Annotated in this window: 18 protein-coding genes, 2 tRNA genes and 2 pseudogenes; 11 read left to right on the top strand and 11 right to left on the bottom strand. The window is 70.5% G+C overall.

The window, feature by feature from the left end:
• Positions 1–263 precede the first annotated feature (263 nt).
• Positions 264–644, top strand: a complete 381-nt coding sequence (locus QR78_RS05085; protein WP_048461196.1) for a hypothetical protein — start codon at positions 264–266, stop codon at positions 642–644.
• Between the two features lie 61 nt (positions 645–705).
• Here the strand turns inward: QR78_RS05085 and QR78_RS05080 are convergent, their stop codons facing one another.
• Entirely contained in the window at positions 706–2,397 is a 1,692-nt protein-coding gene (locus tag QR78_RS05080; RefSeq protein ID WP_048426419.1) for a methyl-accepting chemotaxis protein, read from the bottom strand.
• Between the two features lie 504 nt (positions 2,398–2,901).
• Between QR78_RS05080 and QR78_RS05075 the strand changes: the two genes are divergently transcribed.
• Positions 2,902–3,834 (top strand): AEC family transporter, encoded by a 933-nt coding sequence (locus tag QR78_RS05075; RefSeq protein ID WP_048426418.1) that lies wholly within the window; start codon positions 2,902–2,904, stop codon positions 3,832–3,834.
• A 70-nt stretch (positions 3,835–3,904) separates the two neighbouring features.
• Here QR78_RS05075 and rpoH read toward each other — a convergent pair whose 3' ends face one another.
• Positions 3,905–4,795, bottom strand: a complete 891-nt coding sequence (gene rpoH / locus QR78_RS05070) for an RNA polymerase sigma factor RpoH (protein WP_048426417.1) — start codon at positions 4,793–4,795, stop codon at positions 3,905–3,907.
• A gap of 282 nt (positions 4,796–5,077) precedes the next feature.
• Positions 5,078–6,073, bottom strand: a complete 996-nt coding sequence (locus QR78_RS05065) for an RluA family pseudouridine synthase (protein ID WP_048426416.1) — start codon at positions 6,071–6,073, stop codon at positions 5,078–5,080.
• A 95-nt stretch (positions 6,074–6,168) separates the two neighbouring features.
• On the opposite strand from QR78_RS05065, the gene QR78_RS05060 reads away from it, so the two are divergent.
• Both QR78_RS05060 and QR78_RS05055 read left to right on the top strand, forming a co-directional pair.
• Positions 6,169–6,244: transfer RNA gene (locus QR78_RS05060), tRNA-Glu, on the top strand.
• Between the two features lie 80 nt (positions 6,245–6,324).
• Positions 6,325–6,400 (top strand) — tRNA-Glu (locus QR78_RS05055).
• Positions 6,401–6,769: 369 nt separating this feature from the next.
• Here QR78_RS05055 and QR78_RS05050 read toward each other — a convergent pair.
• Together QR78_RS05050 and QR78_RS05045 are read right to left on the bottom strand one after the other, a co-directional pair.
• Positions 6,770–7,948: a pyridoxal phosphate-dependent aminotransferase gene (locus QR78_RS05050; protein WP_048426415.1), complete on the bottom strand. Its 1,179-nt coding sequence runs from the start codon at positions 7,946–7,948 to the stop codon at positions 6,770–6,772.
• Between the two features lie 115 nt (positions 7,949–8,063).
• Positions 8,064–8,276 (bottom strand): hypothetical protein, encoded by a 213-nt coding sequence (locus tag QR78_RS05045; RefSeq protein ID WP_048426414.1) that lies wholly within the window; start codon positions 8,274–8,276, stop codon positions 8,064–8,066.
• 226 nt (positions 8,277–8,502) lie between these two features.
• Here QR78_RS05045 and QR78_RS05040 point away from each other — a divergent pair, with 226 nt between their 5' ends.
• The 7 genes and pseudogenes from QR78_RS05040 to QR78_RS05010 all read left to right on the top strand — a co-directional run.
• The gene (locus tag QR78_RS05040; protein WP_048426413.1) at positions 8,503–10,314 is read left to right on the top strand and encodes an IlvD/Edd family dehydratase; all 1,812 of its coding nucleotides are present in this window, start codon (positions 8,503–8,505) and stop codon (positions 10,312–10,314) included.
• Between the two features lie 240 nt (positions 10,315–10,554).
• Positions 10,555–12,519, top strand: coding sequence for a methyl-accepting chemotaxis protein (locus QR78_RS05035; RefSeq protein WP_048426412.1), 1,965 nt, complete (start codon positions 10,555–10,557; stop codon positions 12,517–12,519).
• 95 nt (positions 12,520–12,614) lie between these two features.
• Positions 12,615–13,466: an isocitrate lyase/PEP mutase family protein gene (locus tag QR78_RS05030; RefSeq protein WP_048426426.1), complete on the top strand. Its 852-nt coding sequence runs from the start codon at positions 12,615–12,617 to the stop codon at positions 13,464–13,466.
• Positions 13,463–14,623, top strand: a complete 1,161-nt coding sequence (locus QR78_RS05025) for a GNAT family N-acetyltransferase (RefSeq protein WP_048426411.1) — start codon at positions 13,463–13,465, stop codon at positions 14,621–14,623. The genes QR78_RS05030 and QR78_RS05025 overlap by 4 nt, the downstream gene beginning before the upstream one ends.
• Before the next feature lie 56 nt (positions 14,624–14,679).
• Positions 14,680–15,426: an SDR family oxidoreductase gene (locus QR78_RS05020; RefSeq protein ID WP_048426410.1), complete on the top strand. Its 747-nt coding sequence runs from the start codon at positions 14,680–14,682 to the stop codon at positions 15,424–15,426.
• Between the two features lie 13 nt (positions 15,427–15,439).
• Complete coding sequence (gene denD, locus QR78_RS05015; protein WP_048426409.1) at positions 15,440–16,423, top strand: D-erythronate dehydrogenase; 984 nt, start codon at positions 15,440–15,442, stop codon at positions 16,421–16,423.
• Between the two features lie 173 nt (positions 16,424–16,596).
• Positions 16,597–16,926 (top strand): annotated as a pseudogene (locus QR78_RS05010) (transposase); the annotation flags it as partial.
• On the opposite strand, the gene QR78_RS05005 reads toward QR78_RS05010, so the two are convergent.
• The 6 genes and pseudogenes from QR78_RS05005 to QR78_RS04985 form a co-directional block, all read right to left on the bottom strand.
• Positions 16,884–18,617, bottom strand: coding sequence for an RHS repeat domain-containing protein (locus QR78_RS05005; RefSeq protein ID WP_244276450.1), 1,734 nt, complete (start codon positions 18,615–18,617; stop codon positions 16,884–16,886). The pseudogene QR78_RS05010 and the gene QR78_RS05005 sit on opposite strands and share 43 nt — an antisense overlap.
• A 115-nt stretch (positions 18,618–18,732) precedes the next feature.
• A complete protein-coding gene (locus QR78_RS05000; protein ID WP_048426407.1) occupies positions 18,733–19,260 on the bottom strand; it encodes a hypothetical protein in 528 nt (175 codons plus the stop codon).
• Positions 19,261–19,348: 88 nt separating this feature from the next.
• Complete coding sequence (locus QR78_RS04995) at positions 19,349–19,870, bottom strand: hypothetical protein (protein ID WP_048426406.1); 522 nt, start codon at positions 19,868–19,870, stop codon at positions 19,349–19,351.
• Positions 19,867–20,361, bottom strand: coding sequence for a hypothetical protein (locus QR78_RS04990; protein WP_048426405.1), 495 nt, complete (start codon positions 20,359–20,361; stop codon positions 19,867–19,869). Before QR78_RS04990 ends, QR78_RS04995 begins: the two co-directional genes overlap by 4 nt.
• 506 nt (positions 20,362–20,867) lie before the next feature.
• Positions 20,868–21,260, bottom strand: a complete 393-nt coding sequence (locus QR78_RS33845; protein ID WP_125901122.1) for a hypothetical protein — start codon at positions 21,258–21,260, stop codon at positions 20,868–20,870.
• Positions 21,261–21,425: 165 nt separating this feature from the next.
• Positions 21,426–21,801 (bottom strand): annotated as a pseudogene (locus QR78_RS04985) (hypothetical protein); the annotation flags it as partial.

Below are 21,801 nucleotides of genomic sequence, written 5' to 3'. Positions count from 1 at the left end.
TGTCGTCTCGTCGGTCGGATATGTTTCCGCCGGATGGCGCTGATAAAGGCGCCTTGGGCAGACGATATCACCGCAATTTTCTCTCTTGCAACAATTCTAGACACAACAGAGACGACAATCTTATCATAATAAGATTATGATAAATCTATAATATCATAATAAAAATCAGGGACGCACTTTCCATTTGCGGGACGTCTCGCCGCCCCGCAGGCTCGCGACGACGCGCGCCGGCACCTCGGCGGCGCCTCTGCGAAGGACCGGGCATGACGATACGACTTGCGCTGGGCAGCCTCGCCCTCGTGCTCCAGGCCGCTGCGGCCCAGGCCGTCGAGTGGAGCCGGCACGACATCCTGACGGAAGCGGGCCGACCGCTGCAGGTCGCGGGCGCCGGCGCAACGGTGGAGGTCGGCGAGACGCCCGCCTTCTTTCGGCGCGTCGCGGCCGGCGGCGCGGAGTGCGAGGCCAAGGACGGCAAGACGGGCCGCATCCGCATCGTCTGCACCGGCGCGGGCGGCCATCCGGTCACCGTCTATATCGGCGCGATCGTCGACGCCGGGAAGTTCCTGATCCAGCAGGTCGCCATCGACACGCGGATGCTCCCGGCCGCGGAGCGCGTGGCGCATATGCGAACGCTGACGCGATGACGGGCCGGTCGTCGGACCGGCCCGTCATCGCGTCGATTCGACATGCGGGGCGACGAACGCCTCAGGCCGCCCGCACGGTGTCGAGGAAGCGGTGGACTTCCGCCGAGAGCTGCTCGGACTGGCGCGACAGCTCGGAGGCCGAGGCGAGGACCTGGCTGGCCGCCGCGCCCGTATCCTCGGAGGCGCGGGCGACGCCCGCGATGTTGCCGGTCACCTCGGCGGTGCCGTTCGCGGCCTGGGAGACGTTGCGGACGATCTCCTGCGTGGCCGCGCCCTGCTGCTCCACCGCCGCGGCGATCGAGGCCGCGACCCCGGAGATCTCCTGGATCCGCCCGGCGATGCTGCCGATGGCGCCGACGGCCTGCGCCGTCACGCCCTGCACCTGGCCGATGCGCTGGCCGATCTCCTCGGTGGCGCGTGCCGTCTGGCCGGCGAGCTCCTTCACCTCCGCGGCGACGACCGCGAAGCCCCGTCCCGCCTCGCCGGCCCGGGCCGCCTCGATCGTCGCGTTCAGCGCCAGCAGGTTGGTCTGGCCGGCGATGCCCGAGATCATGCCCACCATGGCGCCGATCTGTTCGGCCGCCCGGCTGAGCTCCTGCACCAGCTGCGAGGTCCGGTCGGCCTCGGCCACCGCCGATTGGGCGAGGTCGGCCGAGCCGGCGACCTGCCGGCCGATCTCCTGCACGGCGGCACCCAGCTCCTCGGCCGCGGCGGCCACGGTGTTGACGTTGGCGGCGGCCTCCTCGGCGGCCGCCGCGACCGTCGTCGATTGGGACGCGGTCTCGGCGGCGGTCGAGGTCATCTGCTGGGCGGTCGCCTGCAACTCGGTGGCGGACGACGAGACGACGCCGACGATGCCGCCCACCGCGCGCTCGAACCCGTCGGCCATCTCCACCATGGTGCGCTTGCGCTCGCTGGCAGCCGCCTCCTCGGCGATGCGCTCGATCTCGGCCTGCTCGGCCGCCTTGCGGGCCACCATGGCCTTGATGTCCTGGACGGCGCGGCCGACGGCGCCGATCTCGTCGCCGCGTGCCGCCTCCTTGATCTCCGCCTCGGCGTCGCCGCCGGCCATGCGCTGCAGCACCGCCACGAGGCGGCCGAGCGGGCGCGTGATGCCGAGCACGCTGACCAGCATCGCCGCGAGGAGCCCGAAGAGCACGCCCGCCGTGCTGAAGGCAATCAGGCTGTAGCGGGTGGCGTTGGTCTGGTCGGTCAGGTCGTCCGAGCTCTTCTCCATGTAGACCCGGATATCGTCGGAGAGCTTGGCGGCCTCCGCGACCATCGTCCGGAAGGTCGGATCGACCTCCCGGTGCACCAGGGACAGGGCCTCGGCGTTCCGCTTGGCGAGGCCGAGGCGGCGCACCTCGGCGACGACCTCGACGAAGCGGGCGATGCGCGCGGCCTGCTCGTCGGTGCGAGTCGCGAAGCTCGGCGCCTCGCGGCGCAGGTCGGCGAGCATCTGGGTGATCTCGGGCAGCGCCGCCTCGAAGGCCGTATCGGCCCGCCGCATCTCCTGCCCGTCGTTCTCGGCGATGATACGGTAAACGTGGTAGTTGAGCTCGAACACGACGCGGTTGATGCGCCGGGCGGTGGCGACGGCCCGGGCCTCCCGCACGAGGAACCGGCTGTAGGCGTCGTCGATGTCGGTCATCCGCGCCTGCGCGTACCAGATGCAGCCGCCGACGATGATGCCGATCAACGCGATCACCCCCATCAGCTTATGCAGGATCTTGACGTTGTTCAGGCCGGACATGATGCAGCTCCTCGGGGTGTGTCCCGGTTAGGTCCGATCGTCTAAAAAATCCCTAATGCTCGACCGCCGGCGATGGAAACGCTCGCCTCCGATGCCACGGACCGGCGAATTCGCTGACCTGGGGGAACAAATCTCAAAAGGACGATTTTTGGCCAAATGTAGTTCGACGATGATCGTTCGAGGACCGCCGCGCACGCCCCGCTGGCGACGTGGGACGGCGAGACCGGCCAAGGCGCGGCCGCGATCCCGGCAACGCCCTCGATGGATGAGGATTCGCCCGCGCATGGCCGGGCTCCGTCCACCCGGCCGGGAGACGTCGGCGGCTTGGGCCAGCGCATGGCCCGGCGATGCAGGCGCCGGTTCGTCGCGAGAAACGCGGCCCCATCAAAGACCTAGAGCAGCGCCCGGTTGCAACGCGATCGGGCGCTGCTCTAAGCGTGGATCGCAGCCGGATCGCCGGCCGCCCCTCCCGCTCGAAGGCCATCCCGCGTTGACCACCTCTCCATGACCGGCGCCGTCCTGCTGGCGCTCCTGCCGATCGTGCTCCTGACCACCCTGGGGCTGGTCCTGCGGCGGCGGCGCTTCCTCGCCGAGAGCTTCTGGCCGCAGGCCGAACGGCTCGGCTACTTCGTGCTGCTGCCGAGCCTGTTCTTCCACGGCCTCGCCACCGCACGGGTCGAGGCGGTGCCGGTAGGCACCCTCGCCCTGACCCTGATCCTCGCGACGCTCCTCGTCGCCGGGCTCGTCGTCGCGATGCGGCCGCTGTTCCGGGTCGACGGGCCGGCCTTCACCTCGGTGTTCCAGGGCAGCGTGCGCTTCAACAACTATGTCGGGGTCACGCTCGCCGTCGGGCTGTTCGGCCCGAAGGGCATCGCGCTCGCGGCGATCTGCAACGCGGCGATCGTGCCGACGGTCAACGTCCTGTGCGTGCTGGTCTTCGCCCGCCACGGCGCGGCGCGGCTGACGCCGCGGGGCATCGCCCGGCAGCTCGCCACCAATCCGCTGATCGTCTCGTCGCTCGCCGGCCTGGCCTTCCATCTCCTCGGCTGGGGGCTGCCCCCGGGGCTGGAGCCGGCGCTCCGCACGCTGGGCGCCGCCTCGCTGCCGGTCGGCCTGCTCTGTGTCGGCGCCGCGCTCGAATTCACCGGGGCGCGGACCTGGCTATGGCCGGTACTCTCGGCCTCCGCGATGAAGTTCCTGGCGATGCCGGCGGCGACGCTCCTCGTCGCCTCGCAGCTCGGCCTGGGCGGGCCGGCGCTGACGACGGCCCTGCTGTTCCAGGTGCTGCCGACCGCCTCCTCGGCCTACATCCTGGCCCGCCAGCTCGGCGGCGACGCCGCCCTGATGGCCGGCATCACCGCGGTGCAGACCGTGCTGGCGCTGGTGGCGATGCCGCTGGTGCTGATCGGCCTCTCGGCCTTCGTGCCGATGGGATGAGGCCGGTCCTCACGGGCCGGCGCCGGGGTTGCGGACCCGGGGCCGGTCCGCGCGGACCGGGGCCCGGCCCTCAGGCCGGCACCCCCGCCCGCGGCGCCTCGCGGGTGGCGAGGTTGCGCTTGACCGCGTCCTGCACCTTCTCGAAGGCCCGCACCTCGATCTGCCGCACCCGTTCGCGGGAGACGCCGAACTCGCTCGACAGATCTTCCAGCGTGATCGGGTCGTCGGCCAGCCGGCGGGCTTCGAAGATCCGGCGCTCGCGCGGGTTGAGCACGCCGAGCGCGTCCTTGAGGGCGGCGAGGCGGTTCTGCCCCTCCTGCTCTCGGGCGAGCACGGTCTCCTGGGTCGGGCTGTCGTCGACGAGCCAGTCCTGCCACTCGCCCTCGCCCTCCTCGCGCAAGGGAGAGTTGAGCGACGCGTCGCCGCCGAGGCGGCGGTTCATGTCGATCACGTCCTGCTCGGGCACGCCCAGGCGGGTGGCGATCTGCTTGACCTGATCGGGGCGCAGGTCGCCCTCGTCGAGGGCGGAGATGCGGCCCTTGGCCTTGCGCAGGTTGAAGAACAGCTTCTTCTGGTTCGCGGTCGTGCCCATCTTCACGAGCGACCACGAGCGCAGGATGTATTCTTGAATCGCGGCCTTGATCCACCACATCGCATAGGTGGCGAGGCGAAAACCCTTGTCGGGATCGAAGCGCTTGACCGCCTGCATCAGGCCGACATTGCCCTCGGACACCACCTCGCCGATCGGCAGGCCGTAGCCGCGATAGCCCATGGCGATCTTGGCCACGAGCCGCAGGTGGGAGGTCACGAGCTTGTGGGCCGCGTCGCGGTCGCCGTGTTCGCGCCAGCTCTTGGCGAGCATGTACTCCTCCGTCGGCTCCAGCATCGGGAACCGGCGGATCTCGTCCAAGTAGCGCGACAGGCCCCCTTCATTGGCGAGCACGGGAAGTGCAGCAGCCATACCTACCTCCTCAAAGCTCCCCTCGGTCAGGCGAGCACGAACGACCTCCCGTTGGCCGGCCGCTCGATCCGCTTTCATAGCAGAACGCGGCGCAGCCCGGTAGCGACGGGTGTCGCCACTAACGCGCGAGAGGCCGCTTGGTGCGGCCGTGGCGGTTCGCCGCGTGCGGTGCCGCACGCTCCGGGCGAAGGTCCGCCCGCGGCAGCCGCGTCCCTACGAGAAGAAGGGTCAGGGCGGAGGTTTTCGTCCCGCCGCCCTCGCTGCGTCGCGCCCGGGGCGGTCCTACGGCGTCAGCGCCGCGATCAGCCGGGCCATGTCGGCAGGGGGCGGGCTCTCGAAGCGCAGGGTCTCGCCGCTGCGGGGATGGCGGAAGCCCAGCAGCGCGGCGTGCAGCGCCTGGCGCCCGAGATCGTCGAGGGCCTGGCGCGCCTCCGGCTCCAGGCGGTTCGCCTTGGTGCGGAACGCCGCGCCATAGACCACGTCGCCGAGCAGCGGGTGGCCGCGATGGGCGAGGTGGACGCGGATCTGGTGGGTGCGCCCGGTCTCGAGCCGGCAGCGCACCAAGCCGACGGGCTCGCGCGCGCCCAGCACGTCCTCGGTGCGGTAATGGGTGATCGCGTGGCGCCCGCGGCCCTCGCGCACCACCGCGATCTTCTCCCGGTTGCGCTCCGACCGGGCGAGCGCCGCGTCGATCGTGCCGTTGGCGGGGTCCGGCACGCCCCAGACGAGCGCGAGATAGGCCCGCTCCAGGGGGCCGGTGCGGCCGTGATCGGCGAACTGCGCCGAGAGATCCTGGTGGGCGAGATCGGTCTTGGCCACCACCATCAGGCCGGTCGTGTCCTTGTCGAGGCGATGGACGATGCCCGGCCGCGCGACCCCGCCGATGCCCGACAGGCTGGCGCCGCAATGGGCCAGCAGCGCGTTGACCAGAGTGCCGCTGTCGTTGCCCGCCCCGGGATGCACCACGAGGCCGGCCGGCTTGTCGATGACGATCAGGTCGTCGTCCTCGTGGACGACGGCGAGGTCGCGGGCCTCCGGCTCCGGCTCGGCCGGGCGCGGCGCCGGCACCGTCACGGCGACGCGCTGGCCGCCCACGACCTTGGCGGAGGGATCGCCCGCGGGGGCCGCATCCAGCGTCACCTGGCCCTCGCGGATCAGCGCCTGCAGGCGGCTGCGCGACAGATCCGGCCACAGCCGCGCCAGGGCCCGGTCCAGGCGCTCGCTCCCCTCCCCCGGCGGGATCACGTCCTCCCGCACTTCGCCGTCGCTCAAACCCATCTCTCCCGTCGCGTCACCGGAAACGCCGCCGGGATACGATTTCGGGCTTGTGCCCGTCCAGGCCCGTCGCTATACCCCCGCCATCCCGCCGGCAAGCTCCCATCGTCTAGCGGTCCAGGACGTCGCCCTCTCACGGCGAAAACAGGGGTTCGAGTCCCCTTGGGAGCGCCACGGGTTTCTGGACGACGGAGGATGGTCCGGGCTTCTCTCTCGAGGATCTCGCGGGTCTTCTTCCGGTGTCCGGCAGGTCAGCTCCCATCGTCTAGCGGTCTAGGACGTCGCCCTCTCACGGCGAAAACAGGGGTTCGAGTCCCCTTGGGAGCGCCATTCCACCCTTCCGGGGTGTCGGCGGCCGTATCACCAGCCATCCTCGTCGTTTCATCGCTGATACTCTGCGGATCGCGGGGTTTTAGCGCGAACGAGGCGCGTTTCGGCCAGATTTCTTCGGACATGCAGCCCGTCCCGCGGCGCCGGTGGCCGACCGATAGGATTTTCGTTCGATCCCTTCGAATGAAGGGGGGGGGCGCATCTCCCCGCCCCCGTGTGGTCGGACCTGCCCCGGTGCAAGAGAAGCGGGCCGTCTCCTCTCCCCGCGGGCGGGGAGAGTGAGTTTCCCGCTCTTGACCGGTCCTGGGCCGCGCCGAGCGGCAATCCTCCCCGCGATCGCCGCCCGCCTCTCGGACCCGCGCCGGGCCCTCAGCGCCGGTTCCGCTCCAGGAACGCCCCGATCCGCTCCAGCGCGCGAGAAATATTCTCCGCCGAGTTGGCGTAGGACAGGCGCAGGTAGCCTTCGCCGTGGATGCCGAAATCCGGCCCGCCGATCGTCGCGACGCCGGCGTCCTCCAGGAGCGCCGAGGCGAGCGCCTTGGCCTTCCAGCCCGTCTCGGAGATGTTCGGGAAGGCGTAGAAGGCGCCCTTCGGGGTGATGCAGGAGACACCCGGCAGGCGGTTCAGCCCCTCGACCACCAGGAGGCGGCGGCGGTCGAACTCGGCCATCATCGCGGCGACGCAATCCTGCGGCCCGTCGAGGGCGGCGATCCCGGCCCATTGCGTCGCGGCGTTGACGCAGGAGAACGAGTTCACCGCGAGCTTGCGGGCGGCGTCGTAGAGCGGCGCCGGCCAGACCGACCAGCCGAGGCGCCAGCCGGTCATCGCGTAGGTCTTGGAGGCGCCGTCGAGGTAGATCAGGCGGTCGCGGATCTCCGGATAGGCGAGCAGCGTGTGGTGGCGCTCGCCGTCATAGGTCATCGTGCCGTAGATCTCGTCCGACATGATCGTCACGTCGGGATGCGCGGCGAGGCCGGCGACGAGCTTGTCGATCTCGGCCTTCGGGGTCACGCCGCCGGTCGGGTTGGCGGGGGAATTGAGGATCAGCAGGCGGGTGCGCGGGGTGATCAGCCCCAGCGTCTCCTCGGCCGAGAAGGCGAAGCCGTTCGCCTCGCGGATCGGCACCGGCACGGGCGTCGCGCCGGTGAACTCGATCATCGAGCGGTAGATCGGGAAGCCCGGATCCGGGTACAGGATCTCGGCGCCCGGCTCGCCGAACATCAGGATCGCCATGAACATGGTGACCTTGCCGCCCGGCACGATCATCACGCTGTCGGGCGAGACCTGGACGCCGAGGCGCCGGTCGAGGTCGCGGGACACCGCCTCGCGCAAGGGCAGGATGCCGGTCGCCGGGGTGTAGCCGTGGTGCCCGTCCTGCAGGGCCTTCACCGCCGCCTCGACGACGTGGGGCGGGGTCGGCATGTCGGGCTGGCCGATGCCGAGATTGATCACGTCGCGGCCGGCCTGGGCGAGAGCCGTGGCGCGGGCGAGGACCGCGAAGGCGTTCTCCTCCCCGATGCGCGAGAAGGCGGGGACGATCACGGGCATGCGATTCTCTCGTTTCCTCGGGGGACGTCCGGCGCGACGGGGGTCTGCCCCGCCTCGCCGCGGCGTCGTCAGGATCCCGCGGCCTTCCCGTGCCGTCGGGACGGGTCGTCCGGGCTCAGCGCGAGCCGTTGCGCTCGGCGAGCCGGCTGACGCCGAACGAGATCGCGCCGCCGAGCACGATCAGGATGATGCCGGTCTTGATCGCCGCCCAGAGCAGCGAGCGCTCGATGCCGGTATCGGTCAGCATCAGGATCAGGCAGACGAGGACCGGAATCGCCACCACGATGGCGATCGGCACGAGCGGGTTGGACGGCGTCTCTTGGCTCATCGGCGGCTCCCCCTGGAGAAGTCGAGCGGTATGGTTCAGCCGGCCTCATAGCATCGCTCGGCGGCCTTGCGACAGCGCCCGCGCGATAAACTTTGGGCGCGGGCCGCCCCTCGCCGGCACGGCCCCGGTCATGCGCCGCGCGGTGTTGCCTTCCTGCACCGGCCGGGTCCATAGCTTCCCGAGAACGGTTCTCGACAAGAACGTACTCGGGAAGGACGACCCCGCCATGGCCCAGACGCCGCGCCCCCGCATCGACGCCAGCCGCCTGCGTTCGCGCCTCTGGTTCGACAACCCGGACAACCCGGGCATGACCGCGCTCTACCTCGAGCGCTACCTCAATTTCGGCCTCACCGTGGGCGAGCTGCGCGGCGGCAAGCCGCTGATCGGCATCGCCCAGACCGGTTCCGACCTGTCGCCGTGCAACCGCCACCACCTCGAGCTGGCCAAGCGCGTGCGCGAGGGCATCACGGCGGCCGGAGGCGTCGCCTTCGAGTTCCCGTGCCACCCGATCCAGGAGACCGGCAAGCGGCCGACCGCCTCGCTCGACCGCAACCTCGCCTACCTGTCGCTGGTCGAGGTCCTGTACGGCTACCCCCTCGACGGCGTCGTGCTGCTCACCGGCTGCGACAAGACAATGCCGGCCTGCCTGATGGCGGCCGCCACCGTGAACATCCCGACGATCTCGCTGAACGTCGGCCCGATGCTGAACGGCTGGAGCCGCGGCGAGCGCACGGGTTCGGGCACCGTGGTGTGGAAGGCCCGCGAGCGCCACGCCGCCGGCGACATCGACTACCAGCAATTCCTCGACATCGTGGCCTCCTCGGCGCCCTCGGACGGGCACTGCAACACGATGGGTACCGCCTCGACCATGAACGCCCTGGCGGAGGCGCTCGGCATGGCGCTGCCGGGCTCGGCGGCGATCCCCGCCCCCTACCGCGAGCGCGGCCAGGCGGCCTACGCCACCGGCCAGCGCATCGTCGACATGGTGTGGGAGGACCTGAAGCCCTCCGACATCCTGACCCGCGAGGCGTTCGAGAACGCGATCGTCGCCAACACCGCCATCGGCGGCTCGACCAACGCGCCGATCCACATCAACGCCATCGCCAAGCTGATCGGCGTGCCGCTCACCTGCGACGACTGGGAGCGCGTCGGCTACGACATCCCGCTCTTGGTCAACATGCAGCCCGCCGGCCAGTATCTCGGCGAGGAATATTATCGCGCCGGCGGCCTGCCGGCGGTGATGTCGGAGCTGCTGGAGGCCGGCAAGCTCCACGCCGACGTCCTCACCTGCAACGGCAAGACGGTTGCCGAGAACTGCGCGGGCGCCCACACCTGGGACCGCGACGTCATCAAGCCCTACGGCGAGCCGATGCGCGAGCGCGCCGGCTTCCTCAACCTCAAGGGCTCGCTGTTCGATTCGGCGATCATGAAGACCAGCGTGATCAGCCGCGAGTTCTACGACCGCTATCTCGCCAACCCGGACGATCCCTACGCCTTCGAGGGTAAGGTCGTGGTGTTCGACGGGCCGGAGGATTACCACCACCGCATCGACGACCCGGCGCTCGAGATCGACGAGCACACGGTGCTGATCATGCGCGGTGCCGGCCCGATCGGCTATCCGGGCGCGGCGGAGGTCGTGAACATGCAGCCCCCGGGCGAGCTGATCCGCAGGGGCGTGCTGTCGCTGCCCTGCATCGGCGACGGGCGCCAGTCCGGCACCTCGGGCACGCCCTCGATCCTCAACGCCTCGCCGGAGGCGGCGGCCGGCGGCGGCCTCGCCTTGCTCCAGAACGGCGACCGGGTCCGCATCGACCTCAACAAGCGCACCGCCGACATCCTCCTTCCCGCGGAGGAGATCGCGCGCCGCCGCGAGGACCTGACCGCCCGGGGCGGCTACCCCTACCCGGCGAGCCAGACCCCCTGGCAGGCGATCCAGCGCGCGATGGTCGACCAGCTCTCCGAGGGCATGATCCTCAAGGGCTCCGAGGCCTTCCAGCGCATCGCGCAGACCCACGGCGTGCCGCGCGACAACCACTGACGTCCATGCACTGACGCCCGTGCACCGACGCTCAAGCCCCGTCCGGCCGCCCGGACGGGGCACCCGCGGCCTCGGGCGGCGATCGGGAGTCGCGCGCACGACCGGAACAAGATCTTACAATGTCGCAACGCCCCGCCGACGCGCGAAGACTTGCGACATCAGTCCTCGGGCGCGCGGCATCGGATCTTAACGCTTTCCCGGCTAATAAGACCGTCATTCCTCCGGGAGGGCGGTCACGTGATGTTCGGGTTTCCCAACGTCGGGTTGCGTGCACAAATCGCGGCGTTGGGCGTCGGCGGCGTCCTTCTCGTCGGCCTCATCTTCGGCCTCGGCGCGCATAATCAGGAACGTCTCCAGGACGAGGCCGACCGCGCCGCCGCCCTCGCGGGCCTCGTCGCGGCGATGGCCGAGGAGGTGCAGCAGGCCCACCAGATCGAGACCGACTTCCTGCTGAACCGGCGCGACGCGCTCATCGCCGCGCGTCACGACCGGCTGGCCCGGGCGGCCACGGACCTGGACGAGATCGAGCGCCGGGTCGCCCTCCTGCCGGCGGAGGCGCCGCTCAGGGCGGTCGACGGGCTGCGGGCGGGCCTCAACGTCTATGCCACGCGCTTCGAGAACGTGGCGGCGGCCCAGCGCACCCTCGGCTTCACCGAGAAGGAGGGGCTCCAGGGACGGTTGCGCCAGGCGGTACACGCCATCGAACGGCGCCTGGCGCGGGTCCAGGAGACGCGCCTGACCACGCTGATGCTGATGATGCGGCGGCACGAGAAGGACTTCATGCTGCGCGGCGAGGACACCTACGGCGACGAGCTGCGGGCGCGGGCCGCCGAGTTCGAGGCGGCCCTGGCGGCATCGGCCCTGCCGCAGGTGGACAAGGCCGAGATCGCGGGCCTGCTCGGCACCTACCGGGACGGCTTCATGGCCTATCTCGTCGGCGCCGGCAGCCTGAAGGAAGAGGCCGACGACCTCCGGACGATCCACGCGCGCCTCGCGCCACGGCTGGCCGAGGTGGGGCAGCTCGCCGAGGAAGAGCGGCGACAGGCCCAGGCCGCGGTGACGACCTCGCGAACGCAGACCGGCCGCGTGATGCTCGGCTGCATTGCCTTCGTGGTCCTGTGCGCCGGCGCCCTGTCCTGGTGGGTCGGCCGGCGCATCACGATCCCGCTCCGGCATCTGGCCGGGGCGATGGGCCGGGTCGCCGGCGGCGACCTCTCGGTCGGCGTGCCGCCATCCCGGCGCCAGGACGAGATCGGCGCCATCGGCCGGGCCTTCGCGGTCTTCCATGCCGGGATGACGGAGAATGCCCGGCTGGTCGTTGAGCAGGCGGCCCAGCGATCCCGCGGCGAGGCGGAGCGCAGGGCCGCGTTCCGGGAGATGGCCGACCGCTTCGAACGGGCCGTCGGCGGGGTCGCGGCGTCGGTCGCCGTCTCGGCGGGCGCGCTGCAGGACACCGCCCGCACGATGAGCGCCATCGCCACCGGAACCGCGGGGCGCTCCGTGACCGTGGCGGCGGCCGCCGAGGAGACGGCGCAGAACGTGGCCGCCGTCTCCTCGGCGACGGAGCAGTTCGGTGCCTCGGTGGCGGTGATCGGGCGGCAGGTGGCGGGCTCGGCCGACCTCGCCCGCCGCGCCGTGGCCGAGACCGACGAGACCGGGGCGCTGGTCCAGGCCCTGAACGGGACGGTGGCACGGGTCGGCGATGTCGTCGGAGTGATCGCCTCGATCGCGGCCCAGACCAATCTCCTGGCGCTGAACGCCACGATCGAGGCGGCCCGCGCCGGCGAGGCGGGCCGCGGCTTCGCGGTCGTGGCGGCGGAGGTGAAGGCGCTCGCCACCCAGACCGCCCGGGCCACCGACGAGATCGGCGAGCAGATCGACCGGATCCAGGCCGTGGCGGGCCGGGCGGTCGCGGCGATCGGCACGATCACGGCGCGCATCCGCGAGATCGATGCCGGGGCCGGCGAGATCGCGGCGGCGGTCGCCCAACAGGGCGATGCCGTGCAGGAGATCGTCCGCAACGTGACCCAGGCCTCCTCCGGTACCGGCGAGGTGACCCGCACCATCACCGGCGTGGCCCAGGATTCCGAGGAGACCGGCGCGGCCGCCGCCGAGGTCCTGGCGGCGGCTTCCGCGCTCGCGCGCCAGTCCGAGCATCTCGGGGCCGAGGTCGCGGGCTTCATCGCCTCGATCCGGGCGGCCTGAGACCCACGCGCGGGGCGGGAGCCCGGTCGGCGGCGGTTTACAGCGGCCGGCGCCTTATGGAACTGTGGGACACCGATTCCCGCGAGACGTCCCCGATGACCGACTTCGCCGCGCGCCGCGCCGCCTTCCGGCGGCTCCACGAGGGCGGCTGCTTCGTGATGCCGAATCCCTGGGACATCGGCACCAGCCGCTACCTCGCGGCGATGGGGTTTCCGGCGCTCGCCACCACCAGTTCCGGCTTCGCCTTCACCCGGGCGCTGCCGGACACCGACTGGGCGGTCCCCCTCGACGCGATGCTCGCCCATATCGCCGAGATCGTCGCCGCCACCGACCTGCCGGTGAACGCCGATTTCGAATCCGGCTACGCGCACGATCCCGAGGGCGTCGCCCGCAACGTCCGTTCCTGCGTCGCCACCGGGGTCGCCGGCCTGTCGATCGAGGACGCCACCGGCGATCCCGCCCGGCCGCTCTACGACATCGCGGAGGGCGCGGAGCGCATCCGCGCCGCCCGCGCGGCGATCGACGCCGCGGGCGGCGGCGTTCTGCTGACCGGCCGGGCCGAATGCTACCTCACCGGCCATGCCGAGCCGCTGCCGGAGGCGATCCGCCGGCTCCAGGCCTATGCCGAGGCCGGAGCCGACGTGGTCTACGCGCCGGGCCCGAAGCGGCGCGAAGAAATCCGGACTCTCGTCGAGGCCCTGGCGCCGGTGCCGGTCAACATCCTGATGAGCACCAATCCCGGCCTCAAGGTCGCGGATCTCGAAGCGCTCGGCGTGCGCCGGATCAGCGTCGGCTCGTCGCTGGCGCGGGCGGCCTGGACCGGCTTCATCCGCGCCGCCCGGCGCATCCACGACGAGGGCAGCTTCGGCGGCTTCGACGGCTCGGTCAGCTTCTCGGAGATCAACGGCTTCTTCCGACAGGACCTGAAGGAGCGAGGAGGCGCATGAATCCCGATCGCGATCCCGTCACCGGCCAGCCGATCGGCCACCCCGTCGCCGAGACCAGCCCGGCGCCCGGGCCGGAGCAGATCCGCCTGAACGGTCGCCACGTCCTGGTCGTCCCGCTGAACGCGGACGTCCACGGCGCCGACCTCGCCGAAGGGGCGGTCGGCCCCGGCAAGGAAGCGCTCTGGCAATACATGGCCGCCGGTCCGTTCGACGACCGCGAGAGCTTCCAGGCCTATCTCGTGGCCTGTGAGGCTTCCAGCGATCCCCTGTTCTACGCCATCCTCGATGCCGGGAGCCGCAAGGCGATCGGCCACGCCTCGCTGATGCGGATCGACCGGGCCAACCGGGTGATCGAGGTCGGCAACATCCTCTACACCCCGGCCTTGCAGCGCACGGCCGGCGCCACCGAGGCGATGCGGCTCCTCGCCGGATACGTCTTCGACCTCGGCTATCGCCGCTACGAGTGGAAGTGCAACGCCCTCAACGCGCCGTCGCGAAGCGCCGCCGCGCGCCTCGGCTTCTCCTACGAGGGGCTGTTTCGCCAGGCGGTGATCGTGAAGGGCCGCAACCGCGACACGACGTGGTTCTCGATGCTCGACGGCGAGTGGCCGCAGATCCGCCAGGGCTTCGACCGCTGGCTCTCGCCCAAAAACCTCGAAGGCGGCCAGTCCCTGCGCCTCGGGGCGCTGACCCGGGCGACGATCTCAGATCATCGCCTGCGCCGGGCGACGACCGCCGACGCGGCCGCCCTCGCGGCCCTGCAGGACGCCGCCTACGCGCCGAACCGCCCGCTGCTGGGCGTCGAGCCGGTGCCGCTCCTCACCCCCGCCGCCGAGGTCCTGGGGCGCTACGAGGTCTGGCTCGCCGACCACGAGGGGGAGCCCGCCGGAGCCCTGGTGCTCGATCCGCAGCCCGACCACCTGATGCTCTGGAGCGTCGCGGTCGATCCGGCGCATCAGGGCTCGGGCCTCGGCAATACCCTGCTGGCGGCGGCCGAGAGTCGGGCGCGGGACCTCGACCTCGTGGAGCTGCGGCTCTACACCGGGGACAAGCTCGTGCGGAACATCGACTGGTACGCCCGGCGGGGCTACGCCACCGCGCGGGTCGAGACCTTGCCCGACCGGCGCCTGGTGCACATGCACAAGCGCCTCGGCTGAGCGACAGACCAAGCCCCGCCGATCGAGCGGGGCACGACACGACGGGAGGATGAACCATGGCGGGACGGCTGACGGGCAAGCGCGCGGTCGTGACGGCGGCGGGACAGGGGATCGGCCGCGCCATCGCGGCGGCCTTCCTGGCCGAGGGCGCCGAGGTGCTGGCGACCGATCTCGACGCGGGCAAGCTCGAGGGCTTGACGGGCGCGCAAGCCGCCTCCCTCGACGTGCGCTCGGACGCGGCGGTGGCGGACTTCGCCAAAGGCGCCGGTCCGGTCGACGTGCTGGTGAACGCCGCCGGCTTCGTGCATCACGGTACCATCCTCGACTGCACCGACGCCGAGTGGGAACTGGCCTTCGACCTCAACGTGCGTTCGATGCACCGCACCATCCGGGCCTTCCTGCCCGGCATGCTGGAGCGCGGCAACGGCTCGATCGTCAACATCGCGTCGGCGGTCGGGGCGGATGCCACGGCGCCCAACCGCTACGTCTACGGCGCCTCGAAGGCGGCGGTGGTCGGCCTCACCAAGGCGGTGGCGCGGGACTTTATCCGCAGCGGCGTGCGGGCGAACGCGATCTGCCCCGGCACCATCCAGTCGCCCTCACTGGACGAGCGCATCGCGGCGCTGGCCTCGATGAACAAGACCTCGGTCGACGAGGCCCGCCAGGCCTTCATCGACCGCCAGCCGATGGGCCGGCTCGGCACGACGGAGGAGATGGGCGCGCTCGCGGTCTACCTCGCCTCGGACGAATCCCGCTTCACCACCGGCCAGACCCACATCGCCGATGGCGGCTTCACCCTCTGAGGGAGACGGTTCGATGCATATCCTCATCCTCGGCGCTGCCGGCATGGTCGGCCGCAAGCTCCTCGACCGGCTGGTCAAGGACGGCTCCCTCGGTGGCGAGACGATCTCGCGCCTGACCCTGCACGACGTGGTGCCGCCCGAGGCGCCGGCCGGAACAAAAATCCCGGTCTCGCTCTCGGCGTCAGACTTCTCCGAGCCCGGCGAGGCCGAGCGCCTGGTCGCCGGCCGTCCGGACGTGATCTTCCACCTCGCGGCCATCGTATCCGGCGAGGCGGAGGCCGATTTCGACAAGGGCTACCGGATCAACCTCGACGGCACGCGCCGCCTCTACGACGCCGTGCGGGCGATCGGCGAGGGCTACAAGCCCCGCTTCGTCTTCACCTCGTCGGTGGCCGTCTTCGGCGCGCCGATGCCCGAGCCCATCCCCGACGAGTACCTGACGGCGCCGCTCACCAGCTACGGCACCCAGAAGGCGATCGGCGAATTGCTGCTCTCCGACTATTCGCGCCGCGGCATCTTCGACGGCGTCGGCATTCGGCTCCCCACCATCTGCGTGCGGCCGGGCAAGCCCAACAAGGCGGCGTCCGGCTTCTTCTCCGGCATCATCCGCGAGCCGCTGGCCGGCCAGGAGGCCGTGCTGCCGGTCTCCGACCAGGTCCGCCACTGGCACGCCTCGCCGCGCTCGGCGGTCGGCTTCCTGATCCACGCCGCGACGCTCGACACCCAGCGCCTCGGCGACCGCCGCAACCTGACCATGCCGGGCGTCGGCGCGACCGTCGCCGAGCAGATCGAGGCCCTGCGCCGGGCCGCGGGTGATTCCGCGGTCGCCCGCATCCGCCGCGAACCCGATCCCACCATCGAGCGCATCGTCGCCGGCTGGCCCCGCACCTTCGACGCCCGGCGGGCGCTGGAGCTGGGCTTCCAGGCCGAGCCGGATTTCGACGCCATCGTGCGGGCGCATATCGAGGACGAGCTGGGCGGAAAGGTGCCGACGTAAGGATTGGCTTGGTAGGCAGAGCGCGGGTTCCCTCTCTCCCCGCGGGCGGCTGGCAGCCTGTCGGATTCGGCAGGCTGACACGGTCGTCGTTCTTTGCTGCCAACCTGTCGACTTCGCAGGATTTCCAGCGGTTTTGACAGGCGCGTCCGGCCAGGTCGGCGTAGCGTGCGGCCATGACCGTCCTGCGACCCTACAGCCGCCAGCAGCGGTTCCTCCTCCCCCCTGACCTGGCGGACTGGGTGGCGGAGGACGATCTGGCTCACTTCGTCGCCGCCGTCGAACGCGTCGCGCTCGATGCGTTCGAGATCAACCATCGCGGCACCGGCAAGGCCCAGTCCCATCCCCGGCTGATGCTCGGTCTGCTGATCTACGCCAACGGCATCGTCTCGTCGCGGCGCCCCGAACGGGCCACCTACCGCGACATCGGCGCGCGGTTCGTCGCCGCCGACCAGCATCCCGATCACGATACGATCGCGGCGTTCCGCCGGGACAACGCTCGCGCCTTCGGGCCGTTGCCGTCGTAGCGGTAGGCCGCCGGGCCGAACAATGCGTCGTCGATCAGCGTCGGCGCGCCGGCCCTGTCCCAGGCGTAAGACCTGCCCGCTTGGCCCTCACGGCCCGCCCGCTGGTGGCGCAACTGCCCGACCGGGTCGAAGGCCTGCTCCAGCACGAAGCCTTTCGCGGAGGCCCGCCGCGTCTCCCGCCCGAGCGGGTCGCGGGTGAACGCCAGCGGCGCGTGGTCGTCGATAGTCAGCGAGGCCAGGGCCCCGAGGGGATCGCGCCCGATCCGCACCAGGCTCGCCCCCGGCTGACCCGCCCCGATCCGCCGTTCGATCCGCCGTTCGATCCGCCGCCCGAGCCCGTCGAGGCGGCTCTCGACCCGGCGCCCGTTCGTCGTCTCGGCCACGATCCGGCCGTTGCCGTCCCGCTCCAGCACCACCCGCGCCGCCCGGCTCGACGCCTCGACCAGCAGGCCGCGGCCATCGTAGCGCAGATGCGTTTCGTCGCGCGGAGGCGCCCCCTCCGGGTCGTCGGCGGCAAACGCGCGGATCGCGGTCAGCCGGTCGGAGCGGTCGTAAGAATAGGTGAGCCGCGACCCGTCGGGCTTGCGCGTCTGCATCACCCGCCCGGCCGGGTCGCGGGTGTATTCGGTGCGCCGTCCGTCGAAATCCTCCTCCGCCACTACCCGGCCGGCGGCGTCGCGGATCAAGTGGTAGACATGCCCGGTCTGGTTGGTGACCGCGATCACCCGGCCCTCGCCGTCGTGGCTCAGCGTCAGGCGCCCGCCGCGGGGATCCTCGATCGCCTGGAGCACGTCGAAGGCGCCGTAGGCGTAGCGCCAGGTCCGGCCCTCGCCGTCGCGGACCGCGGCCAGCACCCCGTCCTCGGCGAAGGTGCGGCTGACGCTCACCCCGTCGGGGCGCACCAGGGTGGTGGGGGTGGCGAATCCTCCGGCGCCGGCCTCGTAGGCGAAGCGGGTGGTGTGGCCGGCCGGATCGGTGAGCGCGACCTGGCGGCCGAACGCGTCGTAGGCGTAAGTGCTGGTGCCGCCGCGCGGGTCGGTGAGGGTGGAAAACCGCCCGAACGCGTCGTAGCTGCGTCGCTCCTCGCTTCCATCCGGAAAGGTGGTGCGGACGATGCGCCCGCCCGCGTCGCGCGCGTGGCGGGTGACGTTCCCCTCGGCGTCGATCTCCTCGACGACGTTGGCGTGTTCGTCGTGCTCGTAGCGGCGGACGTGGCCTGCGCCGTCGACGACGAGGTCGAGCTGGCCCTCCGGCACCCAGCCGTACTCGGTGCTGCGGCCTTCCGGATCGACGACGCTCTTCGGGTTGCCCCAGAGGTCGTAGGTCGTGGTGGTGGTGTGGCCGTTGGGGTCGGTGAGGGCGGTCTCGAAGCCGGCCTCGTCGAAGGTGCGGGACAGGGTGTGGCCGAGGGCGTCGGTCTCGGCGGTGACGTTGTGGTGCTCGTCGTAGGCGAAGCGCTGGGCGAGGGCCTCGGCGCCGCCGGGCAGGTAGGTCGTCTCGCGCTTGTCCCGGTCGTAGGCGAAGCGGTCGTCGTGCCAGAGGCCGTTGGTGGCGGTGTGGACGACGCGGCCGTCGGCGTCGTAGGTGAAGCGCGACTGCGAGCGGCGGGTGCGGTTGTGCCAGGTGGCCAGCAGGTCGCGGTCGGGCTCCCAGAGATACGCGACCGACATGCCGAAGGCGCAGTCCGCCTCGGTCATGCGGCCCTTGGCGTCGTAGGCGTAGCGGGCGAGGTCCAGGCGCGAGCCGTCGGTGCCGATCAGCGCGATGCCGGTGCGGCGGCCGCGTTCATCGTTCGTGAAGGCGAGCGCCAGCCCGTCGGTGCCCTCCGGCCCGTTCCAGCACCCCGTCGGCGTCGCGCAGGAAGGTGATGGCGTGGCCGTCCAGACCCTCGATCCGCACGAGGCGGTAGATGTCGTCCTCGTCCTGGCGGAAATGCTTGATCAGGCGGCGGTCGCGCAGCTCGAGCTGGCGCAGCCAGGGGGCGCGCAGGTCGAGATGGGGGAAGCCGGCATTGTGGCTGGCGAGGAAGTTGAACGGCCGGTCGAAGCGGACGACCTTGCCGTCGGCCTGGTGGAAGTCGAGCGGGCCGGGCTCCGGGTTGGCGACGATCTCGTCGAACATCGAGATCTGGCAGGGGCCGAGGGGGCTCGCATAGCCCGCGGGCAGGGGCAGCTTGAGGCCCATGTAGCGCGCCCCGTCGAAGGGCAGCGTCGCCGGAATCAGGAAGTCGTGCCAGGTCTCGAGGTATTCGCCGGTGGCGACGGAGACGGGTCCGTGCGGCGCGCATCGGCCGCCAGACGGTGGTTCTCCCATGGTTCACCCACCACTCGTCGTCGTGGCGCGCCAGGGCACCCCTTCCGCCCGCACGCGCCACGACCCGTCGATGATCTGCCCGTCGATCTCACCGACCGGGGACGGCGGAGCCGGAGCGTGGCGGAAACCGCACCGCCCCGTACAACCGCGTCACGCGCAGGGTCTCGATCCCCCGGCCGCCCTCGAGGAACACGATCGTCACGGCGCGGTCGTCGTCGAGGTAGAACGTGCTGGTCCGCGTCGCCGGGAAATCGTCACGGTCGGGGTCGAGCTTGCCCGTGGCGCTCTCGACCGTCTCGCCCTCGGCCTCCAGATCGAACGGCAGAGGCGCCCGCAGCGGATCGAACGTCACGTCGGCGATGAGCCACTGGTCGGGATCGCACGTGGTCGCCCTGTCCCAGAAGGGATAGTGCAGGCGCAGGGCCACCCCGCGCTCGGGCGCGGCGTAGAGGGCGAAGCGCTCGGGGCGCGACGGCGGAAAGGTCCCGGCCGGCTGGCCGAGCCAGGCGCCGATCTCGGGCAGTTGGTCCGCGATGCCGGTGCACCAGACGAGACCGGCCAGCCGGTCGCTCCAGGCCCGGGCCTCGGGCCGCTCGGACGGCGCGCTCATCGGATCGGCGGATGACCGGGGAAGTCGATCCGCTCCCAGGCATGGCCGTCGAAGCGGACGATGTCCTTGATGCTCATCGCCCACAGGACCCCGTGCGCGCTGTCGACGAAGTGCGGGTCGGCGATCTCGGGCTGCAGCCCGGTACGGACCGGGGCGATGCGTCCGTCGCGATAGGTGAAGAGGCCGAACGGATCGCCGCCGCTGGCCGCGAGATAGAGCGTGCCGTCGTACATCGTCATGCGCTGGAACAGCGTCGTGCCGAGGCCGGTGCCGGGGCAGAGCCGGAACCCGGTCCTGTGGTTGCCCTTGAGCAGGGTGCCGTCGCCGCCGCAGATCCAGATCGCGTCGTCGGACTCGACGTGGATGTCGATGAGGGTGGAGCGGACGGGGCAGTCGAGCTTCCGGACGGTCTCGCCGTTCCAGAAGTAGATCGATCCGCGCTGTCCGACGGCGTAGACCGCGCGCTCGTGGGGACCGTTGATGCGGGGCATGATGCAGTAGGCGGAGGCCGGCGTTCCGGGCGGCTGGCGCAGGTCGGGCGCGAGGCAGTGCCAGGTCCCGTCCCCGTAGCGGTTGCGCCTGTAGAACTGCAGGCCGTCGCCGCAGGCAAACAGGCTGTCGCCGATCTCCTAGATGTCCTGCATCCGCCCGAAGTACTTGGAGTCCGGCGCATGTATGCCCGTCTCGGGTATGCGCTCGATGATATCTTGTGGTAATGTATATATAACATCACCTTCGGCAGAAATCATAATATATCTTCTTTCCGACATAAAATCTGTCTGAGAAATAGTTATTCCCTGTACGCACACGTCATAATCGTAACTATACCATTTTGATCCCTCTGGCAATTCATGAACATACCACCAAAATCGCGTAACTGGTGCGTATGTATTGTTTTCTTCAACTGCGGCAGATATACCAAGGCGGCGCCCGGCCTTGGATCTCGTTAGTATAAATTGCGTATATTTCTGGGACATGGCTCGACTTCTCTGAATTTTTAATCCGCCCCTGGGGGCTTTATATTTATTTTACCACTTGCGGGATCACTCGGCTTGATAGGTTTGATGGTGCCTCTGATGGGTGTGTCCGGATCGAGCCTCCCGAATTCGTCATAAGTCTTCGTCAGGATTTCGCCGCTGCATTCCGGTCTCGCCGCGAGGGCGTGCGACACCGAGATGTCAACGCCCTCACCGAGGGAAAGCACCCCACCGTTGTCGGCAGCCTTGGACTGGATTTCGCCGTCTCCCCCATGGGCGGCGTTGTGGGGAGTTCCCTGGGTCGACTTGTTGCCGATCAGGCAGATCGCGGGTCCATCGCCGAACGATGTCAGGCGACTTCCATCGTTGGCGTAGAGGCGGTCGCCCCTCTCCCGCATCTTCCTGTTGCCCACCCCGAGCAGATAATCCGGGACGATGTGGTGCGCCTGCGACCCGGGGCATTCGACCTGGCAGGCCGTCTTCTGCTTCGAGTAGGGCTCGACGGTGCAAGGGCATTTCCGTTGGCGATCCCGCGCACTGATACGGACGCTGCCCGTTCCCGATTTCGTTCCTGACCTTTATTTCTTCTTCTTTATCCCGATATTGTACAGCGGCCGCTGCATGTAGTCCGAGAACGTCTCCCCTTCCTCGGGTTTCAGTCCCTTGATGCCCTTCCACAGCGCATCCGCCGCCGTTCCCTGCCCCTGTGGGATCGGCGGCACCGGCACCGGAACGGGGCCCGGCATCGGCACCGCCAGTTGCGCGTAGTGCGCGCCCGGACGAACCGCATCCGGGCGCGCGTCGCTCGCCGTCCCGCCCGGCGGCCCGGACGCACCCGGCATCCGCGGCGTGATCTCCTTCTCCTCCGGCGTGTCGTAGCGCTTGGCATCCTTGACGTAAGTCAGACGCCCATACGTGTTCCTGTGGTTCATCCACCACTCGTCGTCGTGGCGC

This window comes from Methylobacterium indicum, assembly GCF_001043895.1.
Lineage (GTDB): Bacteria > Pseudomonadota > Alphaproteobacteria > Rhizobiales > Beijerinckiaceae > Methylobacterium > Methylobacterium indicum.
The sequence above is the reverse complement of the archived record's forward strand: the minus strand, read 5'-3'. Positions and strand labels throughout refer to the sequence as shown.